16 protein-coding genes are annotated in these 22,267 nt (G+C 68.1%); 2 read left to right on the top strand and 14 right to left on the bottom strand.

Annotation, left to right across the window (positions count from 1 at the left end; all coding sequences use genetic code 11):
- Positions 1–8: 8 nt before the first annotated feature.
- From WFL22_RS04730 to hisD, 3 genes are read right to left on the bottom strand one after another with little or no spacing between them, the layout of a single operon-like run.
- On the bottom strand, positions 9–1,055 hold the full coding sequence (locus tag WFL22_RS04730) for a quinone-dependent dihydroorotate dehydrogenase (RefSeq protein ID WP_336991676.1): 1,047 nt from the start codon (positions 1,053–1,055) through the stop codon (positions 9–11).
- Position 1,056: 1 nt separating this feature from the next.
- Complete coding sequence (gene nrdR, locus WFL22_RS04735; RefSeq protein WP_336991677.1) at positions 1,057–1,539, bottom strand: transcriptional regulator NrdR; 483 nt, start codon at positions 1,537–1,539, stop codon at positions 1,057–1,059.
- Positions 1,539–2,864 carry a histidinol dehydrogenase gene (gene hisD / locus WFL22_RS04740; protein WP_336991809.1) on the bottom strand — a complete coding sequence of 442 codons (1,326 nt, stop codon included), beginning with the start codon at positions 2,862–2,864 and terminating at the stop codon, positions 1,539–1,541. Before hisD ends, nrdR begins: the two co-directional genes overlap by 1 nt.
- Positions 2,865–3,016: 152 nt before the next feature.
- Between hisD and WFL22_RS04745 the strand changes: the two genes are divergently transcribed.
- Complete coding sequence (locus tag WFL22_RS04745; protein WP_336991678.1) at positions 3,017–3,769, top strand: sulfite exporter TauE/SafE family protein; 753 nt, start codon at positions 3,017–3,019, stop codon at positions 3,767–3,769.
- 13 nt (positions 3,770–3,782) lie between these two features.
- On the opposite strand, the gene WFL22_RS04750 is transcribed toward WFL22_RS04745, so the two are convergent.
- From WFL22_RS04750 to WFL22_RS04770, 5 genes are all read right to left on the bottom strand, one after another.
- Positions 3,783–5,387 (bottom strand): DUF7059 domain-containing protein, encoded by a 1,605-nt coding sequence (locus tag WFL22_RS04750; protein ID WP_336991679.1) that lies wholly within the window; start codon positions 5,385–5,387, stop codon positions 3,783–3,785.
- A gap of 111 nt (positions 5,388–5,498) precedes the next feature.
- Positions 5,499–6,143, bottom strand: coding sequence for an NAD(P)-dependent oxidoreductase (locus tag WFL22_RS04755; RefSeq protein ID WP_336991680.1), 645 nt, complete (start codon positions 6,141–6,143; stop codon positions 5,499–5,501).
- Positions 6,144–6,231: 88 nt separating this feature from the next.
- Positions 6,232–7,701 (bottom strand): glutamate synthase subunit beta, encoded by a 1,470-nt coding sequence (locus WFL22_RS04760; RefSeq protein WP_336991681.1) that lies wholly within the window; start codon positions 7,699–7,701, stop codon positions 6,232–6,234.
- Positions 7,694–12,349 carry a glutamate synthase large subunit gene (gltB, locus tag WFL22_RS04765; protein WP_336991682.1) on the bottom strand — a complete coding sequence of 1,552 codons (4,656 nt, stop codon included), beginning with the start codon at positions 12,347–12,349 and terminating at the stop codon, positions 7,694–7,696. Before gltB ends, WFL22_RS04760 begins: the two co-directional genes overlap by 8 nt.
- A 362-nt stretch (positions 12,350–12,711) precedes the next feature.
- Positions 12,712–13,479: an SDR family oxidoreductase gene (locus WFL22_RS04770; RefSeq protein WP_336657448.1), complete on the bottom strand. Its 768-nt coding sequence runs from the start codon at positions 13,477–13,479 to the stop codon at positions 12,712–12,714.
- 180 nt (positions 13,480–13,659) lie between these two features.
- On the opposite strand from WFL22_RS04770, the gene WFL22_RS04775 reads away from it, so the two are divergent.
- Positions 13,660–14,016, top strand: coding sequence for an RNA polymerase-binding protein RbpA (locus WFL22_RS04775; RefSeq protein ID WP_336650883.1), 357 nt, complete (start codon positions 13,660–13,662; stop codon positions 14,014–14,016).
- Positions 14,017–14,118: 102 nt separating this feature from the next.
- Here WFL22_RS04775 and lnt read toward each other — a convergent pair whose 3' ends face one another.
- The 6 genes from lnt to WFL22_RS04805 are packed head-to-tail and all read right to left on the bottom strand — an operon-like array spanning position 14,119 to position 22,217.
- Entirely contained in the window at positions 14,119–15,930 is a 1,812-nt protein-coding gene (gene lnt / locus WFL22_RS04780) for an apolipoprotein N-acyltransferase (protein WP_336991683.1), read from the bottom strand.
- 13 nt (positions 15,931–15,943) lie between these two features.
- Positions 15,944–18,304, bottom strand: a complete 2,361-nt coding sequence (locus WFL22_RS04785) for a DEAD/DEAH box helicase (RefSeq protein ID WP_442918960.1) — start codon at positions 18,302–18,304, stop codon at positions 15,944–15,946.
- A gap of 38 nt (positions 18,305–18,342) precedes the next feature.
- Positions 18,343–19,206 (bottom strand): twin-arginine translocase subunit TatC, encoded by an 864-nt coding sequence (gene tatC / locus WFL22_RS04790; RefSeq protein ID WP_336650880.1) that lies wholly within the window; start codon positions 19,204–19,206, stop codon positions 18,343–18,345.
- A 9-nt stretch (positions 19,207–19,215) separates the two neighbouring features.
- On the bottom strand, positions 19,216–20,187 hold the full coding sequence (locus WFL22_RS04795; RefSeq protein WP_336991685.1) for a helix-turn-helix transcriptional regulator: 972 nt from the start codon (positions 20,185–20,187) through the stop codon (positions 19,216–19,218).
- Positions 20,180–21,283, bottom strand: coding sequence for a helix-turn-helix transcriptional regulator (locus tag WFL22_RS04800; RefSeq protein ID WP_336991687.1), 1,104 nt, complete (start codon positions 21,281–21,283; stop codon positions 20,180–20,182). Before WFL22_RS04800 ends, WFL22_RS04795 begins: the two co-directional genes overlap by 8 nt.
- A 7-nt stretch (positions 21,284–21,290) precedes the next feature.
- Entirely contained in the window at positions 21,291–22,217 is a 927-nt protein-coding gene (locus WFL22_RS04805; RefSeq protein ID WP_336991688.1) for a peptidylprolyl isomerase, read from the bottom strand.
- Positions 22,218–22,267: the final 50 nt, after the last annotated feature.

A 22,267-nucleotide genomic window follows, 5' to 3' on the forward strand; every position in this document is an offset into this window, starting at 1 on the left:
GCTGCGGTCTACTCCCCCGGCTGGCGCCAGCCTGCGCGCAGCAGGCCGCGGTTGATGGCACGGGCCCAGAGCGGTCCCTCGTAGATGTAGGCGGTGTAGCCCTGCACGAGCGTGGCGCCGGCACGCAGCCTCTCGAGCACGTCCTCCGCCGTGGCGACGCCACCGACGGAGATCACGCAGAAGTCTGGGTCGGGCTCAGCGGCCCGGATGCGGCGCAACACCTGCAACGAGCGCTCGCACAGCGGTTCACCGGAGAGACCACCGGCACCCATACGCTCGATTTCTGTTTCTGAGACGCTCAGCCCCTCGCGCGAGATCGTGGTGTTGGTGGCGATGATGCCGTCCAGGCCGAGACGCTTGGCAAGTGCCACGATGCCGTCGATCTGGTCGTCGCTCATATCCGGCGCGATCTTGACGAGCAGCGGGGTGCCGCCGGCGGCATCACGCACGGCGGCAAGCAGCGGCTCGAGCATCTCGAGTTCTTGCAGGCCGCGCAGTCCGGGCGTGTTGGGAGAGCTGACATTCACCGCGAGGTAGTCGGCGATCGGGGCGAGCCGCTGCGCGCTCCAGACGTAGTCCTGCACGGCGTCTTCGACCTCTGTGACGCGGCTCTTGCCGATGTTCACACCGATCACCGGGCGTCGCCTCGACAGGCGGGCGCGCTCGATGCGCGGCACCGCTGCGGCCGATCCGCCGTTATTGAATCCCATACGGTTGATGAGCCCGCGATCTCCCACCAGGCGGAACATGCGCGGCTTCGGGTTGCCCGGCTGCGCATGTTTGGTGAGTGTGCCCACCTCGACGTGGCCGAAGCCGAAGGCACCGAGGCCGAGGATGCCTTCGGCGTTCTTGTCGAAGCCGGCGGCGAGGCCGAAGGGACTCGGGAAGTCGATGCCGAGCGCGCGGGTGCGCAGCGAGGGGTGCGGCGCGCAGGCGCGGCGCACAATGCCTGCGGTGAAGGGCGCCGCCTGGATCACCTTGAAGGCCAGGTGGTGCGCGGGCTCGGGGTTCATACGTCGCAGGACGGTGCTGAAGAGCAGCGGGTAGAGACGCATGTCAATCCTCCGTGAGGGTCGATGCGGGGGCTTCGCCCGCGGGGTGGGCGCGAAGCTCGGCAATCGCGTCATCAAAGTCGGAGAGCGATTCGAAGGCTTGATAGACGCTGGCGAAACGCAGGTAAGCCACTTCATCGAGCTCGCGCAGGTACGGCAGGATCGCGAGACCGATCTCGTTGGCGTCGAACTGCGCAACCCCACTGGATCGCACCGACTCTTCGACACGCTGGGCGAGCACGGCGAGGTCTGCCTCGGTGACGGGGCGACCCTGGCAGGCCTTTCGCACGCCGCTCATCACCTTTTCGCGACTGAACGGCTCGACCACGCCTGATCGTTTGATGACGGTGAGGCTCGCGGTTTCGGTTGTGGTGAAGCGGCGGCCGCACTCGGGGCACTGCCTGCGGCGGCGGATCGAGAGGCCGTCGTCAGCGGTGCGGGAATCGATGACCCGGCTGTCTGGGTGGCGGCAGAAGGGGCAGTGCATCAGGCCTGATCCCCCTCGCCCGTCGATTCGAAGCGGGCGCTGACTGCTTCGCCGTGGGCGGGCAGGCCCTCCGCCGCTGCGAGTGCGAGTAGGGGCTGTTCGACCTGGGCCAGTGCGGCGCCATCGTAGGAGATGACCTGCTGGGGGCGAAGGAAGGTGTGGGCACCGAGGCCGGAGGCGAAGCGGGCGGTGCCGCCTGTGGGCAGCACGTGGTTGGAGCCGGCGAGGTAGTCTCCGAGGCTCACAGGCGTGTAGGCCCCCACGAAGATCGCGCCGGCGTCGCTAATGTTGGCGAGCACGGCGTCGTCATCGCGTGTTTGGATTTCGAGGTGCTCAGGGCCGTAGGCGTCGCTGACGCGGGCGGCCGTTGCGAGATCATCGACGAAGATCACGGCAGACTGCGGGCCACCGAGCGCCGTGGCGACACGCTCGGCGTGCTGCGTGCCTGCCGAGCGTGTCGCGATCTCGGCGATCACACGCTCGGCGAACTCGGATGAGTCGGTGACGAGCACCGAGGCGGCGGCTTCGTCGTGCTCGGCTTGACTGATGAGGTCAGCGGCAACGAACCGGGGGTCGGCGGTGTGATCTGCGATCACGAGGATCTCGGTGGTGCCCGCCTCGGAGTCGATACCGACGATTCCGTTGACCACGCGCTTCGCAGCGGCGACGAACACGTTGCCTGGCCCCGAGATCTTGTCGACGGGCGCGAGGCCGATGCTCTCAACGCCGTGCGCGAAGGCGGCGATGGCGCCCGCGCCTCCGATCGCGTAGACCTCTTCGACACCGGCGAGGGCGGCGGCCCACAGCACGACCTCGTGCGGCAGGCCATTGTTGTCGGACTGCGCTGGTGAGGCGAGTGCGAGCTCAGGCACTCCGGCGGCCTGCGCGGCGACGGCGTTCATAATCACCGATGACGGGTATGCGGCCTTGCCGCCGGGGGCGTAAAGCCCCACTCGGCCCATCGGTTGCCAGCGCTGCCTGATGACGGCGCCGTCTCCGAAGCGGGTCAGCTGCTCGGCGGGCACCTGCGCGGCTGAGGCGAGGCGCAGCTTCTCGATGAGCAGTTCGAGTGCGGCACGAATCTCGGGCGGGCAGGTTTCGAGCGACGCCGCGATGCGTTCTGCTGGCACGCGCAGGGAATGCCCTTCGACGCCGTCGAAATCGCGCGCCTGTTCGCGCAGCGCCTCCTCGCCTCGGTCTCGCACAGCGTCCACGAGGGGGCGCACGCGGTCCACCGCGGTGCCCATATCGAGTGCGGCGCGCGGTACGAGCCGCAGCAGGTCGGCGCGCGAGAGGTGCTGCCCCCGCAGATCAATCGTTCGCATCACCCGCCTAGTTTACCGGCAGCGCGGCACCCGCGTTCCAGTGAGGGCGGCGCGCGGCATCTGGCAGGATGGAGGCGACGAAGCGGGGGACGCATGCAGCACGCCGACACGCGACGCGGGACGCACGGCGCGCCACGCACAGGGGCAGCCTCGTGACGCTTCTGACGGGGGTGCTGATCATCGGGCTCATCCTGCTGGGGTCGGTGGCGCAGCGGATGGCGGGGCTCGGTTTCGCGATGCTCGTCTCACCGTTCATGGTGCTGGTGCTGGGTGCGCACTCTGGTGTGGTGCTCGTAAACGCACTGTCGATCATGTCGAGCGCGCTGATTCTGCCGCGGGTGTGGCGCTCGATCGACTGGTCGCTGTTTCGCTGGCTCGGCGGCTTCGCCGTTGTCGGTTCGCTCGTTGGCGCGTGGCTGTCGCAGCTCTTCTCAGCTGCGGTGCTGGCGGTCGCCGTGGGTGGGATCGTGATCGTTGCGCTCGGCGGTTCGCTCGCGGTGCGGGGCGGCCGTTTCTCGACTGAGCAGCGCATGCCGCGCGCGCTCGCGGGGCTGCTTTCCGGGGTGACTAGCGCGCTCGCGGGTGTGGGTGGCCCGGCTGTCAGTGCGTACGCGGTGCTGACGCGCTGGCCACAGGCTTCCTTCGCCGCAACGCTGCAACCCTATTTTCTACTCATCAGCGCCACGGCGACCGCTGCGAAACTGGTGCTCGACCCGGCGGCGCTGCCCGCGACGCCCTGGTGGTTTTGGGTGATTGTGCTGGCCGTGCTTGTCGGCGGGATCGCGCTCGGTGAGCGGCTGCTCACGGTGGTGAGTTCACGTCAAGTGCGACGCTTCGTCATCGTGCTCGCGTTTGTGGGGGCTGCTGCAACGCTGGTGCGGGGTCTCTGGGAACTGTTCGGCTGAGCCGGCAGCCCGGTCAGAGCGGTCGCTCGGCCGGCGCGAGCATGCCGAGCCAGGCCAGCTCGCGGAATCCCGCGGTCAGTGCCTCGGCCGCCGCGTCCGCATCGACTTCGAGCAGGGTTGCGAGCGCGTCTGCGATGCGGCCGAGTGACAGCTCGCCGTCGCACACTCCCACCGCAGCTGCGATGAGCGGATCCGCTGCCACACGACGCGCAATCGGTCGATCGGTGGTGAGGCGGATCGCGCGGGGCGCTTCCTCCCCCGGCGTGTGTTCGCGCTCTTCGACCACAGACTCGGAGCGCAGCCAGTGGGTGTCGAGCACCTCCGCATCGCTCATGCGGGCGGCGCGCACGCCGGCGTCGAAGGCCGCGGCGAGCCCCGCGCCGAGACCATCGCCGGCGTAGGCGCCGGCGGCCTGGTCGATCTCAACGACGGTGCCCTCAACAACGGTGCCCGCTGCGCCGTGGCTCTCCTCGGCCGCGGCGAACATCGGCGCGGCCGCAGCCTGAGCCGGTCTGCGAACGCGGATCGCACCCAGGCCGATTGCGGTGATGCGACGGGTGGTGAAGTCGTCAAGCCATGCACCCATGAGCCCCTCGAACTCGGCGGTGCCCGGCCGGGCGCCGCCGTCCCGCGCCCAGGTCTCGGCGTACTGCGCGGGGTCGACTCTGTCGCGTTCGATCACCCAGGCATCAAGTGGGCCGGCGGCGCCTGCCGCCGCCGCGATCCAGCCGCGCACGCGTTCAAGACCGTTGGATCCCCACGGCGACTCCCAGTTGGCGAGACAGAGCAGCGTGCCGCCGGGCGCGAGATACGCGGGCCCTTCGCTCACCACACGCTCCGCGAGGCCGTCACCGGCCATTCCGCCGTCGCGGTACTCGTAGACGGGCGCGTCGCCGTCACCCCTGGGCGTGATCACGAACGGCGGATTTGAAAGCACGAGATCGAACTGCTCGCCCGAGACCGGCTCGAACAGGTCGCCGAGACGAAACTCGATCCGTTGCTCCAGACCGGCCAGTCTGGCGTTCGCCCTGGCCAGCATGAGCGCACGCTCGGAGATGTCTGTCGCAACTACGTCGCCGCGCAGCGCCAGATGCATGGCGACGATTCCACAACCGGTGCCCAGGTCGAGACAGCGAGCTGCCTCAGCGGGCGGGGCCTGGGAGATCAGAGAGCGCGTGGCACCTCCGACACCCATGACGTGATCGGGGCGGGCAGGACCGCGTCGCAGCTGATCGTCGAGGTCAGAAATGATCCACCAGTGCAGCGGTCGCTCGCGGCACGCATCGGCGACGAGCACCGGATTCAGCGAGAGAGCCGCGCGAAGACCGTCAGCGTCATCGGCCCGCACCAGGCCGAGCGCGAGCGCACCGACAGTACCGAGCGCCGGCACTGCCGCGTCGAGTTCGGCGCGTTCAACGCGGCCCGCGAGCAGAAACAGTCGCACCAGTGTCGCCAACGGACTGGCGCCGCGCTCGGCAAGCGCCCGCAGCGCCGGCGCGAACACCCCGCGCTGACGGGCAGCGTCTGCTCCGGCACCGAGCAGAGCCGTGATCGAGTCGGCACGGTAGTCGGCTGCGTTGAGGTCGGCGTGCAGGCTGTCGATGAGTTCAGGATCCACCCCACCAGGGTATGTGCTCCCGGGCCGTGTTGCGGCGTTGCCCGGCGAGCACCAGAACTCATCGGGCACCATCTCTCACATGAGGATCGGATACCCCTCAGGCAGCCGCGGTCAGTACGCGACGGTGAAGCGTGCGCGGCGGTGCTGCGGCTTCGCGATCTCGTCGGCCACGGCGACACCGAAATCGGCGCCCGAAATCTCAGACTTGCCTTCGGCATCGGTGAGCAGCACGTCGCCGCCCACACGGTACTCGCCCCGGTGCTCCCCCGCAGCCCAGGCCCCGAAGGTGGCAGCCGGGCTGATGAGGAACCAGTCGAGCGTCTCAGGCGTGGCACGCAGATCGTCGAGCACGCCGCCCATCTCGGAGGCCTCAGGCTTCACTGCGTCTGCGAAGTCGGGGCCGTTCATCACGAGGTCGCCGCCCTCGCTCTGCAGCAGCGATCCGGCCCCGCCAACCACACCGAGACGCACACCGGCGGCAGCAGCCTCGGTGGCCAGCTCGGCGATCGCGGGGCGCACCCGGCCGACCAAATCGCCGCGGGGTGAGACGGCGACAACCACAACGTCTGCGCCGGCAAGGGCCCGGGCACGATCCGCGGCCTCAGTGATGGAGCCCTGCACGTAGTTGACGCCCGGCACCTGCTGCGCGCTCTCACCGCGGCTCATGCTCGTCACGTCGAGCCCTTGCACCGCCGCCGCCTCAACGATGTGCGATCCAGCGTAGCCGCTGCCGCCGATTACCGTCACCTGGGTCATGTCTGCCTCCTCGAAGTCGCGGACCGCCGCTGCGGCGGGCCGTCTGCTACAACCGCGATCCGCTCGCGGCTATTCCGCCTGCCCGCCGTCAGGTGAAGGCTCGGTCGTGAGCGGTGACGGGGCTCGGCAGCACGCTCTGCCCGGTGAGGTGGGCATCAACAGCCGCCGCGACGGCCCGCCCCTCGGCGATCGCCCACACGATGAGCGACTGCCCGCGGCCGGCGTCGCCGGCAACGAACACCCCCGGCACCTCGGTCGCGTAGTCGGCTGCGCGTTCGAAGGCGCCGCGCGATCCGCGAGGCAGCACCAGGCCGGGATCTTCGACCGCTTCAGGGCCGGTGAAGCCCATCGCGATCAGCACAAGGTCGGCGTCGATGAGATGCTCGGTGCCCGCGATCGGTTCGCGCCCGCGATCGGTGAACCCGGTCTCGGCGACCCGCAGCGCTCGCACCCGCCCTTCGGCGTCTCCCACGAACTCGACGGTAGACGCCAGGTAGCGGCGCTCGCCTCCCTCCTCGTGCGAACTCGTCACCTCGAACAGGGTCGGGTGCACGGGCCAGGGCTGGGTGTCGGTGCGGGTGGGCGATGGACGGCGCCCGATTGCGAGGTTCGTCACCGACTTTGCGCCCTGGCGGTGGGCAGTGCCCACACAGTCGGCCCCGGTGTCGCCACCACCAATCACCACAACGTGCTTGCCTGCCGCGTCGAACTCGGCCGGCACGGTCGCCTCAAGGGGTGCGCCGTCGCTCGCAAGCGCACGATTCTGGGCGGTGAGGTAGTCCATCGCGTAGTGCACCCCCGCGAAATCGCGACCCGGCAGCGGCAACTCCCGCGGCACTGTCGCCCCGGTCGCCACCACCACGGCATCGAAGCGGCGACGCAGCTCGCCCCACGACATGTCCGTGCCGATCTCGATGCCGCAGCGGAAGCGCGTGCCCTCTGCCTTGAGCTGGTCGATGCGACGCGCCACAAGATGCTTCTCGAGCTTGAAATCGGGGATGCCGAAGCGCAGCAGGCCACCGGGCTGCTCGTCGCGCTCGTAGACGGCGACGGTGTGGCCGGCCCGGGTGAGCTGCTGCGCTGCGGCGAGGCCGGCTGGCCCCGACCCGACGACGGCGACGGTCTTGCCGGTGAGCCTGGCCGGCGGCTGCGGCTGCACCCAGCCGTTTTCGAAGGCGCGGTCGATAATGCCGTTCTCGGTCTGTTTGATGGTGACGGCGGGCTGGTTGATACCGAGCACGCACGCCGATTCGCAGGGCGCCGGGCACGCTCGCCCAGTGAACTCCGGGAAGTTGTTCGTCTCGTGCAGCCGCTCGATCGCGTCTTGCCAGCGGTCGCGGGTGACGAGGTCGTTCCACTCGGGGATGAGGTTGCCGAGCGGGCACCCCTGATGGCAGAACGCCACACCGCAATCCATGCAGCGTGCGGCCTGCCTGGCGACGAGCTTGGGGTCGGCCGGGTCGACGACCTCGCGCCAATCCTTCAGCCGCAACGCGACAGGACGCTTCGGGGCGAGCTCGCGCTCGCGCACCTTCAGAAAGCCTCGGGGATCAGACATGGGTCGCCTCCAGAATCTCAGACCAGACCCGTTCGCCATCGGGGTCCAGGCCCTGATCGTTTGCGCGCTCGCGGATCTCGAGTACGCGCGAGTAGCCGCGCGGAATCAGCCTGGTGAAGCGTGCAAAGACCTGCTCGGGGTCACGGTCGATCTCGTCGAGCAGCTCAGCTGCCAGCTCAGAACCCGTCTGCTCGGCGTGCCGCTTCAGCAGAGCCGCGATCCGCACCCGCAACACATCATCGAGCGGGGTGAGCGCGAGCGCACCCGAGCCGAGTTCTGCTGAGTTCACATCTGCAGGATCGAGGTCGAGGATCACGGCTTCGCCGCCCGACATGCCGGCGCCGATATTGCGGCCTGTAGGGCCGAGAATGAGGGCGAAACCGCCCGTGAAGTATTCGAGGGCGTGGTCGCCTGTGCCCTCCACCACGGCGGTCGCCCCTGATCCGCGCACGAGGAAGCGCTCGCCAACGGCCCCCGCGATCCACAGGCTGCCGCTCGTGGCACCGTACCCGATGGTGTTGCCCGCGATCACGTTGCCCGCGGCAGGATGTCCGGCATCGGGGTGGGGGCGGATTACGATCTCACCGCCGGAAAGACCTTTGCCGACGTAGTCGTTGGCGTCGCCCACGAGCCGCAGCGTGATGCCGCCGGGCAGGAATGCGCCGAGCGATTGCCCGGCCGAGCCCGTCAGGGTGACGTCGATCGTTTCGGGTGCGAGACCGGCGGCGCCATGACGTTTCGTGACCTCATGACCGAGCATGGTTCCCACGGCGCGGTCGATGTTGCGGATCGGCAGTTCGACGACCACGGGCTCGCGGCGCTCGAGGGCGTCGGCTGCGATCTCAATGAGGCGGCGGTCGAAGTGCGCGTCGAGCTCGTGATCCTGCTGGCGGCCGCTGCGGCGCGGCGCGTGCTCGGGAAACTGAGGCCCGCGCAGGATCGGTGTGAGGTCGAGCCCCTCGGCCTTCCAGTGGCGGATCGCAGCGTCAACATCGAGGGCGGCGGTGTCTCCGACGGCTTCGGCGAGGGTGCGGTAGCCGAGCTGCGCGAGCAGTTCGCGCACCTCTTCTGCGATGAATCGGAAGAAGTTCACCACATGCTCAGCCTGCCCGGTGAAGCGCTCGCGCAGTTCGGGGTTCTGCGTCGCGACGCCCACGGGGCAGGTGTCGAGGTGGCAGACGCGCATCATGATGCAGCCCGAGACGACGAGCGGGGCCGTCGCGAAACCGAACTCTTCGGCGCCCAGCAGCGCGGCGATCACCACGTCGCGGCCGGTCTTCAGCTGTCCGTCGGCCTGCAGCACGACGCGCTCGCGCAGACCGTTAAGCATGAGCGTTTGCTGGGCTTCGGCGAGACCGAGTTCCCACGGCGATCCGGCATGCTTGAGTGAATTCATGGGGCTCGCGCCGGTGCCGCCATCGTGGCCGGAGACGAGGATCACGTCGGAGAGCGCCTTCGCGACACCCGCGGCGACGGGGCCGATGCCGCTCTGCGCCACAAGCTTCGTCGAGATGCGCGCGGCGGGGTTGGCGCGTTTGAGGTCGAAGATGAGCTGTTTGAGATCCTCGATGGAGTAGATGTCGTGGTGCGGCGGCGGCGAGATGAGGCCCACGCCCGGGGTGGCATGCCTGGTGCGGGCAATCCACGGGTACATCTTCTGCGGTGGCAGCTGGCCTCCCTCGCCCGGCTTCGCACCCTGGGCGAGTTTGATCTGGATTTCGTCTGCGTGGGAGAGGTACATCGAGGTGACGCCGAAGCGGCCCGATGCAACCTGTTTGATGGCGCTGCGCCGTTCTGGGTCGAGCAGCCGTTCTTCGGCTTCGCCGCCCTCACCGGTGTTCGATTTACCGCCGAGCCGGTTCATGGCGATGGCGAGCGTCTGGTGCGCTTCAGGAGAGATTGAGCCGTAGCTCATGGCACCGGTGGCGAAGCGCTTCACGATCTCACTCACCGGCTCTACCTCTCCGAGCGGCACAGGCGGCCGCTGCGGTGCGAAGTCGAAGAGCCCCCGCAGCGTCATGAGGCGCTGCTCCTGCTCGTTCACGCGGCGGGTGTACTCGGCGAAGATCTCGCGGCGCCCGGTGCGGGTGGCGTGCTGCAGCTTGTAGATGGTTTCGGGGTCGAAGAGGTGGGGCTCTTCGCCTCGCCGCCATCGGTATTCGCCGCCGGTTTCGAGCTTTTTGTGCGCGAGCGGTGCGGGGTCGTCTGGGTATGCTGCCCGGTGGCGGGCGGCAACCTCTGCGGCGATCACGTCGAGGCCGACGCCGCCGAGCCGGGAGGCGGTGCCGGTGAAGTAGCGGTCGACGAGCTGCTGTGACAGGCCGATCGCTTCGAAGGTTTGCGCGCCGCAGTAGGAGGCGACTGTCGAGATGCCCATCTTGCTCATCACTTTGAGCATGCCCTTGCCGAGTGCTTTGATGAGGCCGGCGATCGCTTCCTGCTCGGTGACGCCCGTGATCGAGCCGTCGCGCACGAGCAGGCCGACGGTCTCCATCGCCAGGTAGGGGTTGACGGCTGCGGCACCGTAGCCGATGAGTGCGGCGACGTGGTGTACCTCGCGCACGTCACCCGCCTCGGCGATGAGCGCGACGCTCATGCGCTGCCCCTCGCGGATGAGGTGGTGGTGCACGGCAGAGATCGCGAGCAGCGACGGCACTGGCGCCAGGTCTTTGTTGGAGTCGCGATCGGACAGGATGATGAACTCGGCACCGGCGTCGATTGCGGCGCTCGCCTCCCAGCACATCGCTTCGAGCCTGTCGGCGAGGCCTCTCGCCGCGAAGTCGACCGGGTACAGGCCGCGGATGGTGACGGCGCGCTCCCGTTCGGGGTCGTCGCCGAAGTGCTGGATGCGAGCGAGCGCGTCATTGTCGATGACGGGGAAGTCGAGGATCACCTGGCGCGCGTGCTCGGCCGACTGGTTGAGCAGGTTCTGCTGGGGCCCGATGCTGGTGACGAGGCTCGTGACGAGCTCTTCGCGCAGTGCGTCGAGTGGCGGGTTGGTGACCTGTGCGAACTGCTGCACGAAGTAGTCATAGAGGTGGCGGGGGCGTTCTGACAGCACGGCGATGGGAGTGTCGGTGCCCATTGCGGCGATGGGTTCGACGCCGTCGCGGGCCATCGGAGTGAGCAGCAACCGCAGCTCTTCCTCGGTGTATCCGAAGGTGCGCTGGCGTCGGCTGATCGAGGCGGGCGGGTGCACAAGGTGCTCGCGCTCGGGTTGCTCGGAGAGGCGGATCCGCCCTTCCTCAAGCCACTCGCCCCAGGGCGCGAGCTGCGCGAGTTCGCGCTTGACTGCGTCGTCGTCGCGGATGGTGCCGCTTGCGAGGTTGACGGCGAGCATGCGGCCGGGTTGCAGGCGGCCGCGGCGGATCACTCGTTCGGGCGCGATGTCGAGCACGCCGGTTTCGCTGGCGATCACGAGAATGCCGTCGTCGGTGATGAGGAACCGGCCGGGCCGGAGGCCGTTGCGGTCGAGGGTGGCGACGAGTTCGACGCCGTCGGTAGCGATCATCGCGGCCGGCCCGTCCCACGGTTCCATGACGAGCGAGTGATACTCGAGGAAGTTCACGAGGTCTGGGTGCAGCCCGGTTTCGGATTCCCAGGCCTCGGGCACCATCATGGCGAGCGCGTGCGGCAGCGAGCGGCCGGCGCGCACCAGCAGTTCAAGCACTTCGTCGAAGCTGGCGGAGTCGCTGCCACCTTCGGAGCAGATCGGCGAGAGCTGTCGCAGATCGCCGAGCAGCGGGCTTTCGAGCCTGGCTTCGCGGGCGCGCATCCAGTTGCGGTTGCCGCGCACGGTGTTGATCTCGCCGTTGTGTGCAACGAGCCGGAGCGGCTGTGCGAGGTGCCACGAGGGGAAGGTATTGGTGGAGTAGCGCGAGTGCACGATGGCGAAACGGCTCTCGAAGCGCTCGTCAGAGAGCTCCGGGTAGTAGCCGGGCAGCTGCAGCGTGGTGACCATGCCCTTGTAGACGATGGTGCGGGCGCTGAGCGAGGGCAAGTAGCAGCCGGTTTCGTGCTGGATGCGCTTGCGGGCGCGGAATGCGCGGCGTTCGAGGGCGTCGGTATCGAGTGCGGCGCTGCTGAGTGCGGCCCCGTCGAGCGCCGGTGATCCGCTGCGCCCGCCGCTGTCGCCAGCACGCGGTTGCGGCACGAGGATCAGCTGCTCGATCACCGGGCTCACCGCGCGAGCACTCTCCCCCAGCACCTCGGGCCGCACGGCGACGGGGCGCCAGGCGAGCACGGCGAGACCTTCTTCTGCAGCGATCGCGCCGATGCGGTAGCGCACGGCTTGCCGCTCGGTGGAGGCCTGCGGCAGGAAGGCGAGGCCCGCGGCGTAACCGCCTGGAGCCGGCAGTCGGAGGCCGGGATCTCTCTCGTGCAACGATTCGCGGATGAGATGGTCTGGCAGGTCGGTGAGGATGCCTGCACCGTCACCGGTGCCGGCGTCGGAACCGACTGCGCCGCGGTGTTCGAGGTGTTCGAGCGCGGCGAGTGCGAGCGACACGATTTCGTGGCTGGGCTCTCCGGTGAGCGATACGACCGAGGCGAGGCCGCAGGCGTCGCGCTCATCAGCGGGATCGTACAGCCCGGTGCGCTCCGGGAAGCCTGCTGGGCGTGCGGTGGGGGTCGCGGCGGTGTGGCTCATCGACGTCCTCTCTCTCAGCGGGACGTCGGCGGCCCGGGCGGAGCCACGCACGAGCCGCACCCGCAACAGCGCCGTCGCGGAGGCCCGCAGTGACTGCGGAGAGTTCAGGTTACCAGCAGCTTCTTCGGTGAAACGAATTGAGCAACGCACTTTATGCACATGATTCGCCGACCGACCCAAACTTTCAGAATTATCTTCGGAGGATCTTGACGACTTCCGAACGAGGGCATTTCACGAAACACAACCGAAACACTGCTGTCGCCCCGATGAAACAGGCGTAGAAAAAACGGTGTCCGATAGTCACCATGACGCGCCGCAGCGCGTTCGACTATCGGACACCGGCTGGTCGATGTCGCGGAGCCTCAGCCCTCGCCGTTGAAGCTCCGGGTATCACCCACCAGGCGGGTGTGATCGGCAGGAACGGGATCGACCGCTGCACGCGCCACCTCTGCCGCGAACTCAGAGACGTTGTAGAGCTTGCCAGCCTGCTCACGGCGCTCCTCGATGGCACCGGGGCTGAGACGGTTGAGCAGGGTCGCGGTGACGGTGCCCTCGATCATGTCACCCGAGACCACGGTGAAACCGATGCCGCGCTCTTCGAGAGCGGGAATGCGCTCGCGCAGCGCATCCTCACCGGCGCGCTTCGAGAGCGCCACGCCCTCATACTCCGGCATCGTGGGCGTGGTGCGAATGAAGTGCGCCTGGTGGCTGGTCACGAACACCACACGCGATCCCTCACCCATCAGCGGCAGCGCGGCGTCGAGCACCGCAAGCTGCGCGTCACGGTTGAGCTTCAGCGCGTAGTCTTCCTCCATGCCGCCCTCCATGCCACCCGAGGCATTGAGCACGAGCACGTCAAGGCCGCCGAACTCCTCGCGCACGGCGTCCATCATCGCCGCAACCGACTGGGGATCGGTGAGGTCTGCGCCCTGCACGAGGGCGCGCACGCCCAGCTCCCGCAGTTGCGCCGCTAGCTTTTCGGCGCGCGGAGCCTTGTTGCGGAAGTTCACGACCACGTCGGCTCCCGCCTCGGCGAAGTACCGGACGGTGTCGGCGCCGATGCCCCGCGACGAGCCCGTCACGAGCGCGCGGCGGCCGGCGAGGCTGCCCGGTTCAAGAATCTGAGTCACAAGTGCTCCTCGTCGTTTCGAATTACGTGCTTCCCAGAGTAGTGGACCCAGCATCCCGAGCACCCCATGCACAGGGGTATCGCGAACCCGACGCGAGCGAGTACGCTGCAATGAACGGCAGGGGCACCCGCAGAGTCTGCGAGCGTTCCGGCCCGCTCACCACCGGCGAGGAGGTCCAGCATGGCTGATCGAACTCTACGAGGAACGCGCATCGGCGCGACGAGTCTGCAAGGCGAGGAGGGCGTTGAGCTCTCGCCCAGACGCGCCGTCGAGTATCTGACCGACCGGGGGGTGCGATTCAGGGTGCTCTTCGACGCTGACGCCGAACCGCCGGCCGAATGGGTTGACCAGAAGAGCGGCGAGATCGGCTTCCTCGATGACGAGGCCGGTCGCGCGGCGCGGGCCGAGTTCGAGGAGAAGGAATCTTCTCAGCGCACGCCCTGGGACATGCTCATCGAACGTCGCACGCGAGAAGAGCTCGAGGAACTGCTCGAAGAGCGACTGCAGTTGCTGCGCGCCCGCCGCGGCGCGAAGTAGCCGAGCCGTTCACCCACCGCTGGCGCAGCAGCAACCCGGTGAGGGAGCTTCGATCGCTCCCCCACCGGCTTGCTGCTGCCCGCCACTCAACACGTCGATCCGCTACGCATCCCTCTGAGCCTCGCCGCCGTGATCTCCATCGGCCTCAACAGCCCCGCGCTGAACCCGCGACCTCACCGCTGAGGCGACGCCCGCGGCGATCCCCAGGCCGCCCAGCACCATCCAAATTTTGGAGATGGCGGATCCGGCAAGAAGTGCGGGGGTGCGCCCAGTGACGAGCGGCACCTCGGCCACCATCGCGCCGGAGGTGAACGGTTCGAGTGCGGCGAGATCGCGGCCGTCAGGCGCGACCACGGCGCTCGTGCCGACCGTGGAGATGTTGACGAGGGCGCGCCCCGTTTCGATCGCACGCAGCCGGGCGATGGCGAGCTGCTGCGCGCTCTCATCAGTGCGGCCGAAGTCGGCGTTGTTGGTCTGCGCGAAGATCACCTCAGCGCCGGCATCGACCATCGCGACAGCCTGCGCATCGAAAATGATGTCGAAGCAGATCGCAATTCCGGCCTTGACCGGGCCCACCGCTGTCGGCACCTCGAACGCAGCCGGAAGCGTTCCCGCCGTGTACTCCAACTGCACGAGGTCGACGAGGTCGGGGGCGAGCATGTGGAAGAACTCGCGGTTCGGCATGTATTCGGCGAAGGGCACCGGGTAGCGCTTGTCATACCGTGCGGGCTCGGAGCCCGACGAGCCCCACACGAGCGAGCTGTTCGTGTAGCTGCCGTCGGGATTCTCGAGGATCGTGCCGACCACGATCGGTGCCCCGGCCCGCTTCGCAAGCTTCGCAACCCGCTGCGACGCCAGCGGGCTGGCCGGCAGACCGAACTCCGCACTGTTCTCAGGCCACACGATCACGTCGACGGTCTCGTCATCGGCTTCGAGACGATCGAGCAGATCTTCGGTTGCCGCGATGTGGTCGCGCAGCACATCACCCGATTCGCGATCATCGAAAATGCCAGACTTCGAGTTGCCCTGCACGGCGGCAACCCGCAGCGATCCGGTCTGCTGCAGCGATGCAGCAGGAAGCAGCGCGAGCACCAGCAGGATCACCACCCCTGCGGCACCCCCCGCCAAAATGATGCGCCTGGGGCGAGCACTCAGCGTCCCTCGCGCCGCCGGATCCGCCCCCGCCTGCACACCGCGCACCGAAAGCCCCGCAAACGCTGCGGCGACCGGCAGCGCGCAGGCGAACACGATCAGCCCAGAGAGGCCGGCAAAGCCGGTCCACGACACCGCCTGCGCGAGCGGCCCGTCGGCCTGCGTGTGCGCAAGACGACCCCACGCGAAACCGCCGTAGGGCCACGATCCCTGCACCTGCTCGCGGAGCACCCACAGCCCCGCCACCGCAAGCGCCTGCGCCACCGCAACCTTCCACCCTCGCCACCGGCGAGTTCGCGCAGTCTCGGAGACATCGGCGAACCGGTCAGTGCTTGGGGAGATCGCCGAATGGGGGCGTGACTGGCTGGGTCTGGCAGCGAGCGAAGCGAGTCGGATGGAACGCCCCCATTCAGCGATCTCTCCAAGCGCGCGGGAACCCAACGCGGAAGTAGTACCAGCAGCCGCGATCCCGAACAGCGCGAACCAGAAGATCATCACCGCACTGAGCCCTAACCACGGCACCGGCCCCAGATAGAGGGTGAGCCAGGAGATGTGCGGCATCCAAAACGCGGCACCGGCAGCGATACCGGCAAGCAACCCGATCGGCCAGCGCTGCTGCCACACCGCCGCGAGCACGAGCGCGACTCCGGCGAACGCCGCCGGCCACCAGGCGACACCCGGGCTAGCCACGTCGAGCAGCGCACCGCCGGCGGCGGCCGCGATCAGCGACGCCCACCACGGCAAACGCTGCACAGCACCCATCACACGACGCCGCTCACGAAGCACTCGACGCCTCGACGATGCCGCGGCGCACGCCGCGCTTCGCTTCGCGGGCGAGTTTCGCGAGCTCCCCCAGGCGATCTTCGTCGAGGCCGCCGCGCACGGCGGTTTCGCACGCCTGCGCGATCTGGTCGAGCATATCGATGGTCTGTTTGCTCCATCGCACAAAGTCGCCCGCGCCAATACCCGAACGTTCGAGCACCTGCTCGATCGGGGTGCCCGCCGCCCAGGCATGCATCGCAGCGGCAAGTCCCGCGTGCGGCATCTCGCTGCGCGGCAGCCGATACCGTTCGGCGAGGTCGTCGAGTTCGACCCACAGGTCGAGCACCCTGTCGAGCGCGGCTGCGAAGAGGCGCCCTCCCGGCAGGCGCGGCTCGCCCTCGTCGTCGCGTCGCGGCTCATAGCTGAGCACGCAGCACATCGCGGCGAGACCGGCGGCATCGAGACCGCGCAGTGCGTCATGGCGCAGGCACTCTGCCACGAGCAGGTCGCGTTCGCCGTAGATGCGGCGCAGCAACTCACCCCACGGCGCCACCTCAGGCTCCGACGACGGGCCCCGCAGATAGTCGAGGTCGAACAGCAATTCGACCACTCGGTCGAAGGTGCGCGCAATGGTGCCCGTGCGCGAGGCAATCTGGCGGCGGCCGCGCTCGATGCGTCGCCGCAGTTTGCGCGCGCGGTCTTCCCAGCGCCGGCGATCCGCCCCCTGCGACCGCGCCGCCGCGGCGTCATAGCCGGCGAGGGATTCCTGCTCGGCGCGCAGCTCGCGGGCCTGATCAACCACGGCGCGGTCGGCCTGGAACTGCGCGAAGGAGAGTTCGAGGGTTTCGCGCACGCGCTCCATGTCCATGCGCTGTAGCAGGTTCACGGCCATGTTGGGCGTTGGCCTGAAGCTCGACCGCACCGGGAACGACCGCGCACCGGCGAGGTGGGCGAGCGCTTCGAGGTCGACCCCGTCGCTCCACACCACGACCGCGTGGCCCTCGGTGTCGATGCCGCGTCGCCCAGCACGACCCGTCAGCTGCGTGTACTCCCCCGAGGACAGCGGCACGCGCTGCTCGCCGTTGAACTTGTCGAGCCGTTCGATCACCACGGCGCGCGCCGGCATGTTGATGCCGAGGGCCAGGGTCTCGGTGGCGAAGACGAGCTTCACGAGGCGCCGCTGGAAGAGCTGCTCAACAACGCTCTTGAACGTGGGCAACAGCCCCGCGTGGTGGGCAGCGATGCCCCGCTCGAGGCCCGCGATCCACTCGCGCACGCCGAGCACGCGGCGCTCCTCATCGCTCATGTCGATGGTGGCGGATCGCGCCACACGCCTGATCTCCTCGCGCTCTTCGCGCGTGGTCAGTGCGATGCCTTCGAAGAGGCACTGTCGCACCGCCTGGTCGCAACCGTTGCGGCTGAACACGAACACGATCGCGGGCAGCAGCCGCGTCTCGTCGAGGGCGCGCGCGATATCGGCGCGGGATACGCGGCGCGTGCGCCGCACCGGCGGACGGCCCCGGGTGCGGCCACGATCAGCGAAGCCGTGACCGCGGTCGCGCCCGCGCTCACTCGCGCCGCGATCGGAGCGACCCCCGCGGCCACGATCGTCGCCGCGTCGCCCACCGTCGAGCTGGCGCAGCTCGGGGTTGATGCGACCGCCTCCGCCCGACGCGGCGGTCTCGCCGTCGCGGCCCACGAAGAGCGGCAGCAGCGCCTTCGAGGTGAGCACATGCTGGTAGAGCGGCACGGGACGGTGCTCCGAGAGGATCACATCGGTGTCGCCGCGCACCGCGTGCATCCAGTCGCCGAATTCCTCGGCGTTCGACACCGTGGCCGACAGTGACACCAGCCGCACCTCAGGCGGCAGGTGCAGGATGATCTCCTCCCACACAGCACCGCGCCAGCGGTCGCCCAGATAGTGCACCTCGTCGAGCACCACGAAAGCGAGACCGTCGAGCGCATCACGCGGGCTGCCTGCACGGCCTGCATCGCCCTCGGCGTAGATCATGTTGCGCAGCACTTCGGTGGTCATCACCACGATCGGGGCGTCCCCGCGCAGGTTCACGTCACCCGTGAGCAGGCCCACCTCATCTTCGCCGTACTCGTCGCAGAGCTCGTGGAACTTCTGATTCGAGAGCGCCTTAATGGGGGCCGTGTAGAAGATGCGGGCATCGCGTTCGCGGCGCGCGAGATAGACCGCGAACTCCGCGACGGTGGTTTTGCCTGAGCCCGTAGGTGCCGCCACGAGCACGCTGCGCCCCTCTTCGAGCCGTTCGCAGGCGGTGCGCTGGAAGGCGTCGAGCGGATAGCCGACGCGTGCCGCGAACGCATCGAGCGCCGTCTGCGGGCCGGTCGTGTCTGGCCCGGTCACGGGCCCGCTCGGCCCGGCCTCTGCCCCGGTCGGCTGCGTCACGACTGCTTCCCCAGGCGCCCCCGCGTGCGACCGCCGCCATCGGCATTCTCGTCTGGATCGGAGTCGTCGAGGCCGTACTCGGCCAGATCGGCAGCACGGCGTTTGTCGACGCGCCGATCGTGCAGAATCGCGATCCCGGCAGCGCCGAAGTAGAGCACGATCAGCGGTGCCGCCAACAGGAACATGCTCATGAGGTCGACAGCCGGCGTCGCGATCCCGGCGAACAAGATGATGACGAGGATCGCGACTCGCCAGCTCTTCAGAATCGACTTGCCGCGGAGCACACCGAGGAAGTTGAGCATGACCAGCAGCGCCGGCATCACAAAACCGACACCAATGGCCAGCAACAGCTTCGTGGAGAAATCGAGGTACTTGCGGGCGCTCATGAACGCCGCGTCTTCGGGCGGGGCGAAGCTCGTGAGCAGGCGCACAATATTGGGGATGACCAGCCAGCCGGCGTAAGCACCCAGCAAAAACAGCGGGATGGCCGTGCACAGGAACCCCACCCCGTAGAGCTTTTCGCGCTTGGTGAGACCGGGGGCGAGGAACGCCCAGATCTGGTAGAGCCACACCGGGCACGAGATAATCACCGCGATGAACAGTGCGATCTGCACCCGCGTGTCGAAGGCGCCGGTGATGTCGTCGTAATTGATCTGCGCCGTGCGCCCCTGCTCCCGAGCGATGTCGTAAATGGGCTGGCGCAGCACATCCCACACGTACGGCGAGAGGATGAAGCCGACCACAAGGCCCACGACGATCGCGAGAGCGGAAATCATGAGACGCTTGCGCAGTTCGACGAGGTGGTCCCCGAGGCTCATCCTCGCCTCAGGATTGCGCTTCTTCCGCGCCTGTTCTGCCATTCGCTCAGTTTATCCCAGCGACCCTGCAGAACCGGGCACCCGCTCAGCGGCGTCGAGCGCACGCACAGCCCACGCCCGCACAGCCTCACGGGCACGCTCAGGCGCCTCCACCACAATTTCGCCAGGAGCAGCCTGCACGAGCCTGATCGCAGCCCCCTCATGCCAAGCCTCAACGCGCACGCGCACCCGACCGGCCGCATCCTCGCCGATCACCTCCGGATCGAAGCCGCGAACCTTCGGCACCACGTGCGCGGGAAGCGACACCACCAGATCGAACGCAGGCCGCGTCTCCTCACCCGCCGGCGCATGCGGTTCAGCCGCAATGTCAAGCACCCGCACCCCGCTCATCTGCTCCACACGGAACCTGCGCTCCGCGTCGCGATCGCGGCAGTGCGCCCGCAAATACCAGGATCCAGCATGCTGCGTGAGCGCGATCGGGTCGGCCGTGCGTCGGCTCGAACGCCCCGCGGCATCGCGATACTCAAAGGCCAGCACCCGGCCGGCATCGATCGCCGACACCACCAGAGGGATCCGCGGGTCCTGCGGATCCGCCGTCACCGATAACATCGGCGCCGCAGCCCCCAAAGCCGTGCCCAGCTTCGCCGCAGCCTGCTGCGCGCCACGCGCGTACTCATCGGGCAGCATCGGTGTGAGCGCCTGCAGCCCAGCAATCAGCGCCGCAGTCTCGGCGGGCGCGAAGCGCGGTGCGTCATCGACGGCGACCGTGCGGGTCACACTCACGACATCGTCGCGTTCGAGCGCATCCCAATCAATATCGAAAAGATCCTCATCCTGGTAGCTCAGCGTCTCCCCTGGCACTCCCGCCGTACCCAAAAAGCGCACCAGCTCCCGCAGCAGATCAGGGGCGACATTGAACGCCGCAGCGAGCTGCGGCACGGGCGTCGGGCCGTGCTCGCGCAAATACGGCACCAGCGCCAACAGCAGCATCACACGATCCGGGGCGAGCACACGCTTACGCATCGCCGACTCCCTTCGGCTCAGCAGAGCCCGCCGGCGCCTCCGCTTCGGTCACCCCACTCGGTTCTGGCCCCGGGGCAGAAACAGGCCCAGAAAGGCCAGTCCCGTGAACCGCCGCGATCCGCCGCAAACCATCATGCACCAGCCCCCGCACCGAATCCGGCGACACCACCGCAGCATCAGCACCATAGCCGATCAGCTCCTCGGCGAACAGGTGGAGGTCGAGCACCCCGACCGTCAGCCGCACCCACTCGCGGCGCACATCCCGCTCGGAGCCAACGGCCCTCGGCGACAGCCGCGCCTCAGCGACACTGCCGCGTCGCACCAACACCACCGTCTGCTGCCGCTCACGCAGCGCCAGCAGATCAGCAACCGCCGACTCCCCACGATCTAGCAGCGCCGAATCGAAACGTTCAGACCCCAAGCGCACACCACCCACGATGCGAGACAGCAAAAACACCCGATCCGCCTCGCGATCAAGATCCCAAGAAATCAGATGCCAGCGCCCATCCACCCGGTGCAACCGCAGCGGAGCCACCCGACGCTCAAGCGGAGCATCCCGGCCAGGAAGCGCGTAATCGAAACGCACCACACGAACCTCATCGATCGCGCGCTGCAACGGCACCGCCGCAGGCTCAGCCGTGCCCAAACTTGGAGCAACCCCCAAATGCTGCACATCGAGTCCAGCACCCAAAGCCTCAAGCTTCATCGCCGCACGACGCGACGCCGCACTCAAACTGCCCTCGCTCCACGCCAACGCGGCAAGACGAAGCAGCATCAACTCCTGCTCATCGAAACGCAACTCGCTCGGAAACTCGAGCTGCTCCTTCGAAATGCGATACCTGGTGAGCTGATTATTGCCAGGCTGCATCGGCGAATCGAGCGTCTCGATTTGAATGCCGAGCTCGCGCAGCTGCTCCTTATCGCGCTCGAACAGCCTGTCACGAGCCGCACGCTCAGACGCCGACAACGACCCCGATCGCTCGGCGTAGCCGTGCACCGTCGACAGCAGCTCCTGCTTCGTGAGCCCCTGCGGGCTCACGACGAGTGCGAGAACCAGGCTGAAGACGCGCTGCTCGCCAGGAACGCGACCGGTCACCCGAACCTCAGCCGACCCCGATGATATCGACGACCACCACGCGCGGCTCGGCGTCAGCCTCGTTCTCGATGATCACCAGCTGCGAACCCACCTTCGCCCCGGTCAGCTGATTGCGGAAGGTATTGCCCGACTGCGAAACCTGCTGCTCATTGCCCAAGCCCGTCAGGCCGGACTCCCAGCTGTTGGTCTGCACCGTGCCATCCCAGCCGACACTGAGCACCTGCGCGATGACATTGTCGTCGGCACCGACCTCAGCACCATCGCCCTCCACGCGCACCGCCGCAGTGGTGCCCTCAGGGGCCGACCGCGGAGGCAACACGATGCCGGGGCGACCCTCATCATTGGTCACCACAGCCGGGAAGCCGTTCGGAAGACCACGCACCGGGCCCTTGGCCGCAAGCGGACCCGCCGATACCACATCGATCACCGCAATCAGCGGAGATTCAGGATCGCCGCCGAGCTGCATCGCCAGCTGGCCGCCCTCATCAGGCGCCATCGCAACCACCACACGGTCACCGGGAGCCGCGCAACGCAGTGACTCGCTCAACGGGTTCGAGGCATCATCAGACACCAGCAGGAACTCCGCCGACTGATCTGCGGCAGCAAAACCGGGGCTCTCGTACATGCGCTCACCGCTCGCCTGATCGAAGAACGCCATGTTGACACCCACGAGCGACTGATCCTCGACAAGGTTGCTGCGATCCGCCGCCTGCTCAACCACCGTGCGCTGCGTGGTGAGCACCCGCAGATCATCAGGAATCGACACCTCAGGGGCCTCACCGAAGCTGCCCGTCACCGTGACGCTGTCGCTCAGCGCACCGGGGTGGAGCGTCGGCTCGCAATCTGCCGCCGAAGCCTGCTGCGCGCTGCAGCCTGTAGCACCGGCGAGGAGCAGCGCGGCGGCTGCAGTAGCGGGAACGAGTCGACGAAGCATGAGCACCTCTCGGAGAAGCCGATTCGACCGCCGAAGCTGGCCGGCCGAAC

This window comes from Leucobacter sp. VD1 (genome assembly GCF_037150695.1).
In the GTDB taxonomy this organism is placed as follows: Bacteria; Actinomycetota; Actinomycetes; order Actinomycetales; family Microbacteriaceae; genus Leucobacter.

Coding starts and splice junctions, on each gene's coding strand:
- WFL22_RS04730 (WP_336991676.1), bottom strand. CDS start 1,055: ATGCGTCTCTACCCGCTGCTCTTCAGCACCGTCCTGCGACGTATGAAC.
- nrdR (WP_336991677.1), bottom strand. CDS start 1,539: ATGCACTGCCCCTTCTGCCGCCACCCAGACAGCCGGGTCATCGATTCC.
- hisD (WP_336991809.1), bottom strand. CDS start 2,864: ATGCGAACGATTGATCTGCGGGGGCAGCACCTCTCGCGCGCCGACCTG.
- WFL22_RS04755 (WP_336991680.1), bottom strand. CDS start 6,143: ATGACCCAGGTGACGGTAATCGGCGGCAGCGGCTACGCTGGATCGCAC.
- WFL22_RS04760 (WP_336991681.1), bottom strand. CDS start 7,701: ATGTCTGATCCCCGAGGCTTTCTGAAGGTGCGCGAGCGCGAGCTCGCC.
- gltB (WP_336991682.1), bottom strand. CDS start 12,349: ATGAGCCACACCGCCGCGACCCCCACCGCACGCCCAGCAGGCTTCCCG.
- WFL22_RS04775 (WP_336650883.1), top strand. CDS start 13,660: ATGGCTGATCGAACTCTACGAGGAACGCGCATCGGCGCGACGAGTCTG.
- lnt (WP_336991683.1), bottom strand. CDS start 15,930: ATGGGTGCTGTGCAGCGTTTGCCGTGGTGGGCGTCGCTGATCGCGGCC.
- tatC (WP_336650880.1), bottom strand. CDS start 19,206: ATGGCAGAACAGGCGCGGAAGAAGCGCAATCCTGAGGCGAGGATGAGC.
- WFL22_RS04795 (WP_336991685.1), bottom strand. CDS start 20,187: ATGCGTAAGCGTGTGCTCGCCCCGGATCGTGTGATGCTGCTGTTGGCG.
- WFL22_RS04805 (WP_336991688.1), bottom strand. CDS start 22,217: ATGCTTCGTCGACTCGTTCCCGCTACTGCAGCCGCCGCGCTGCTCCTC.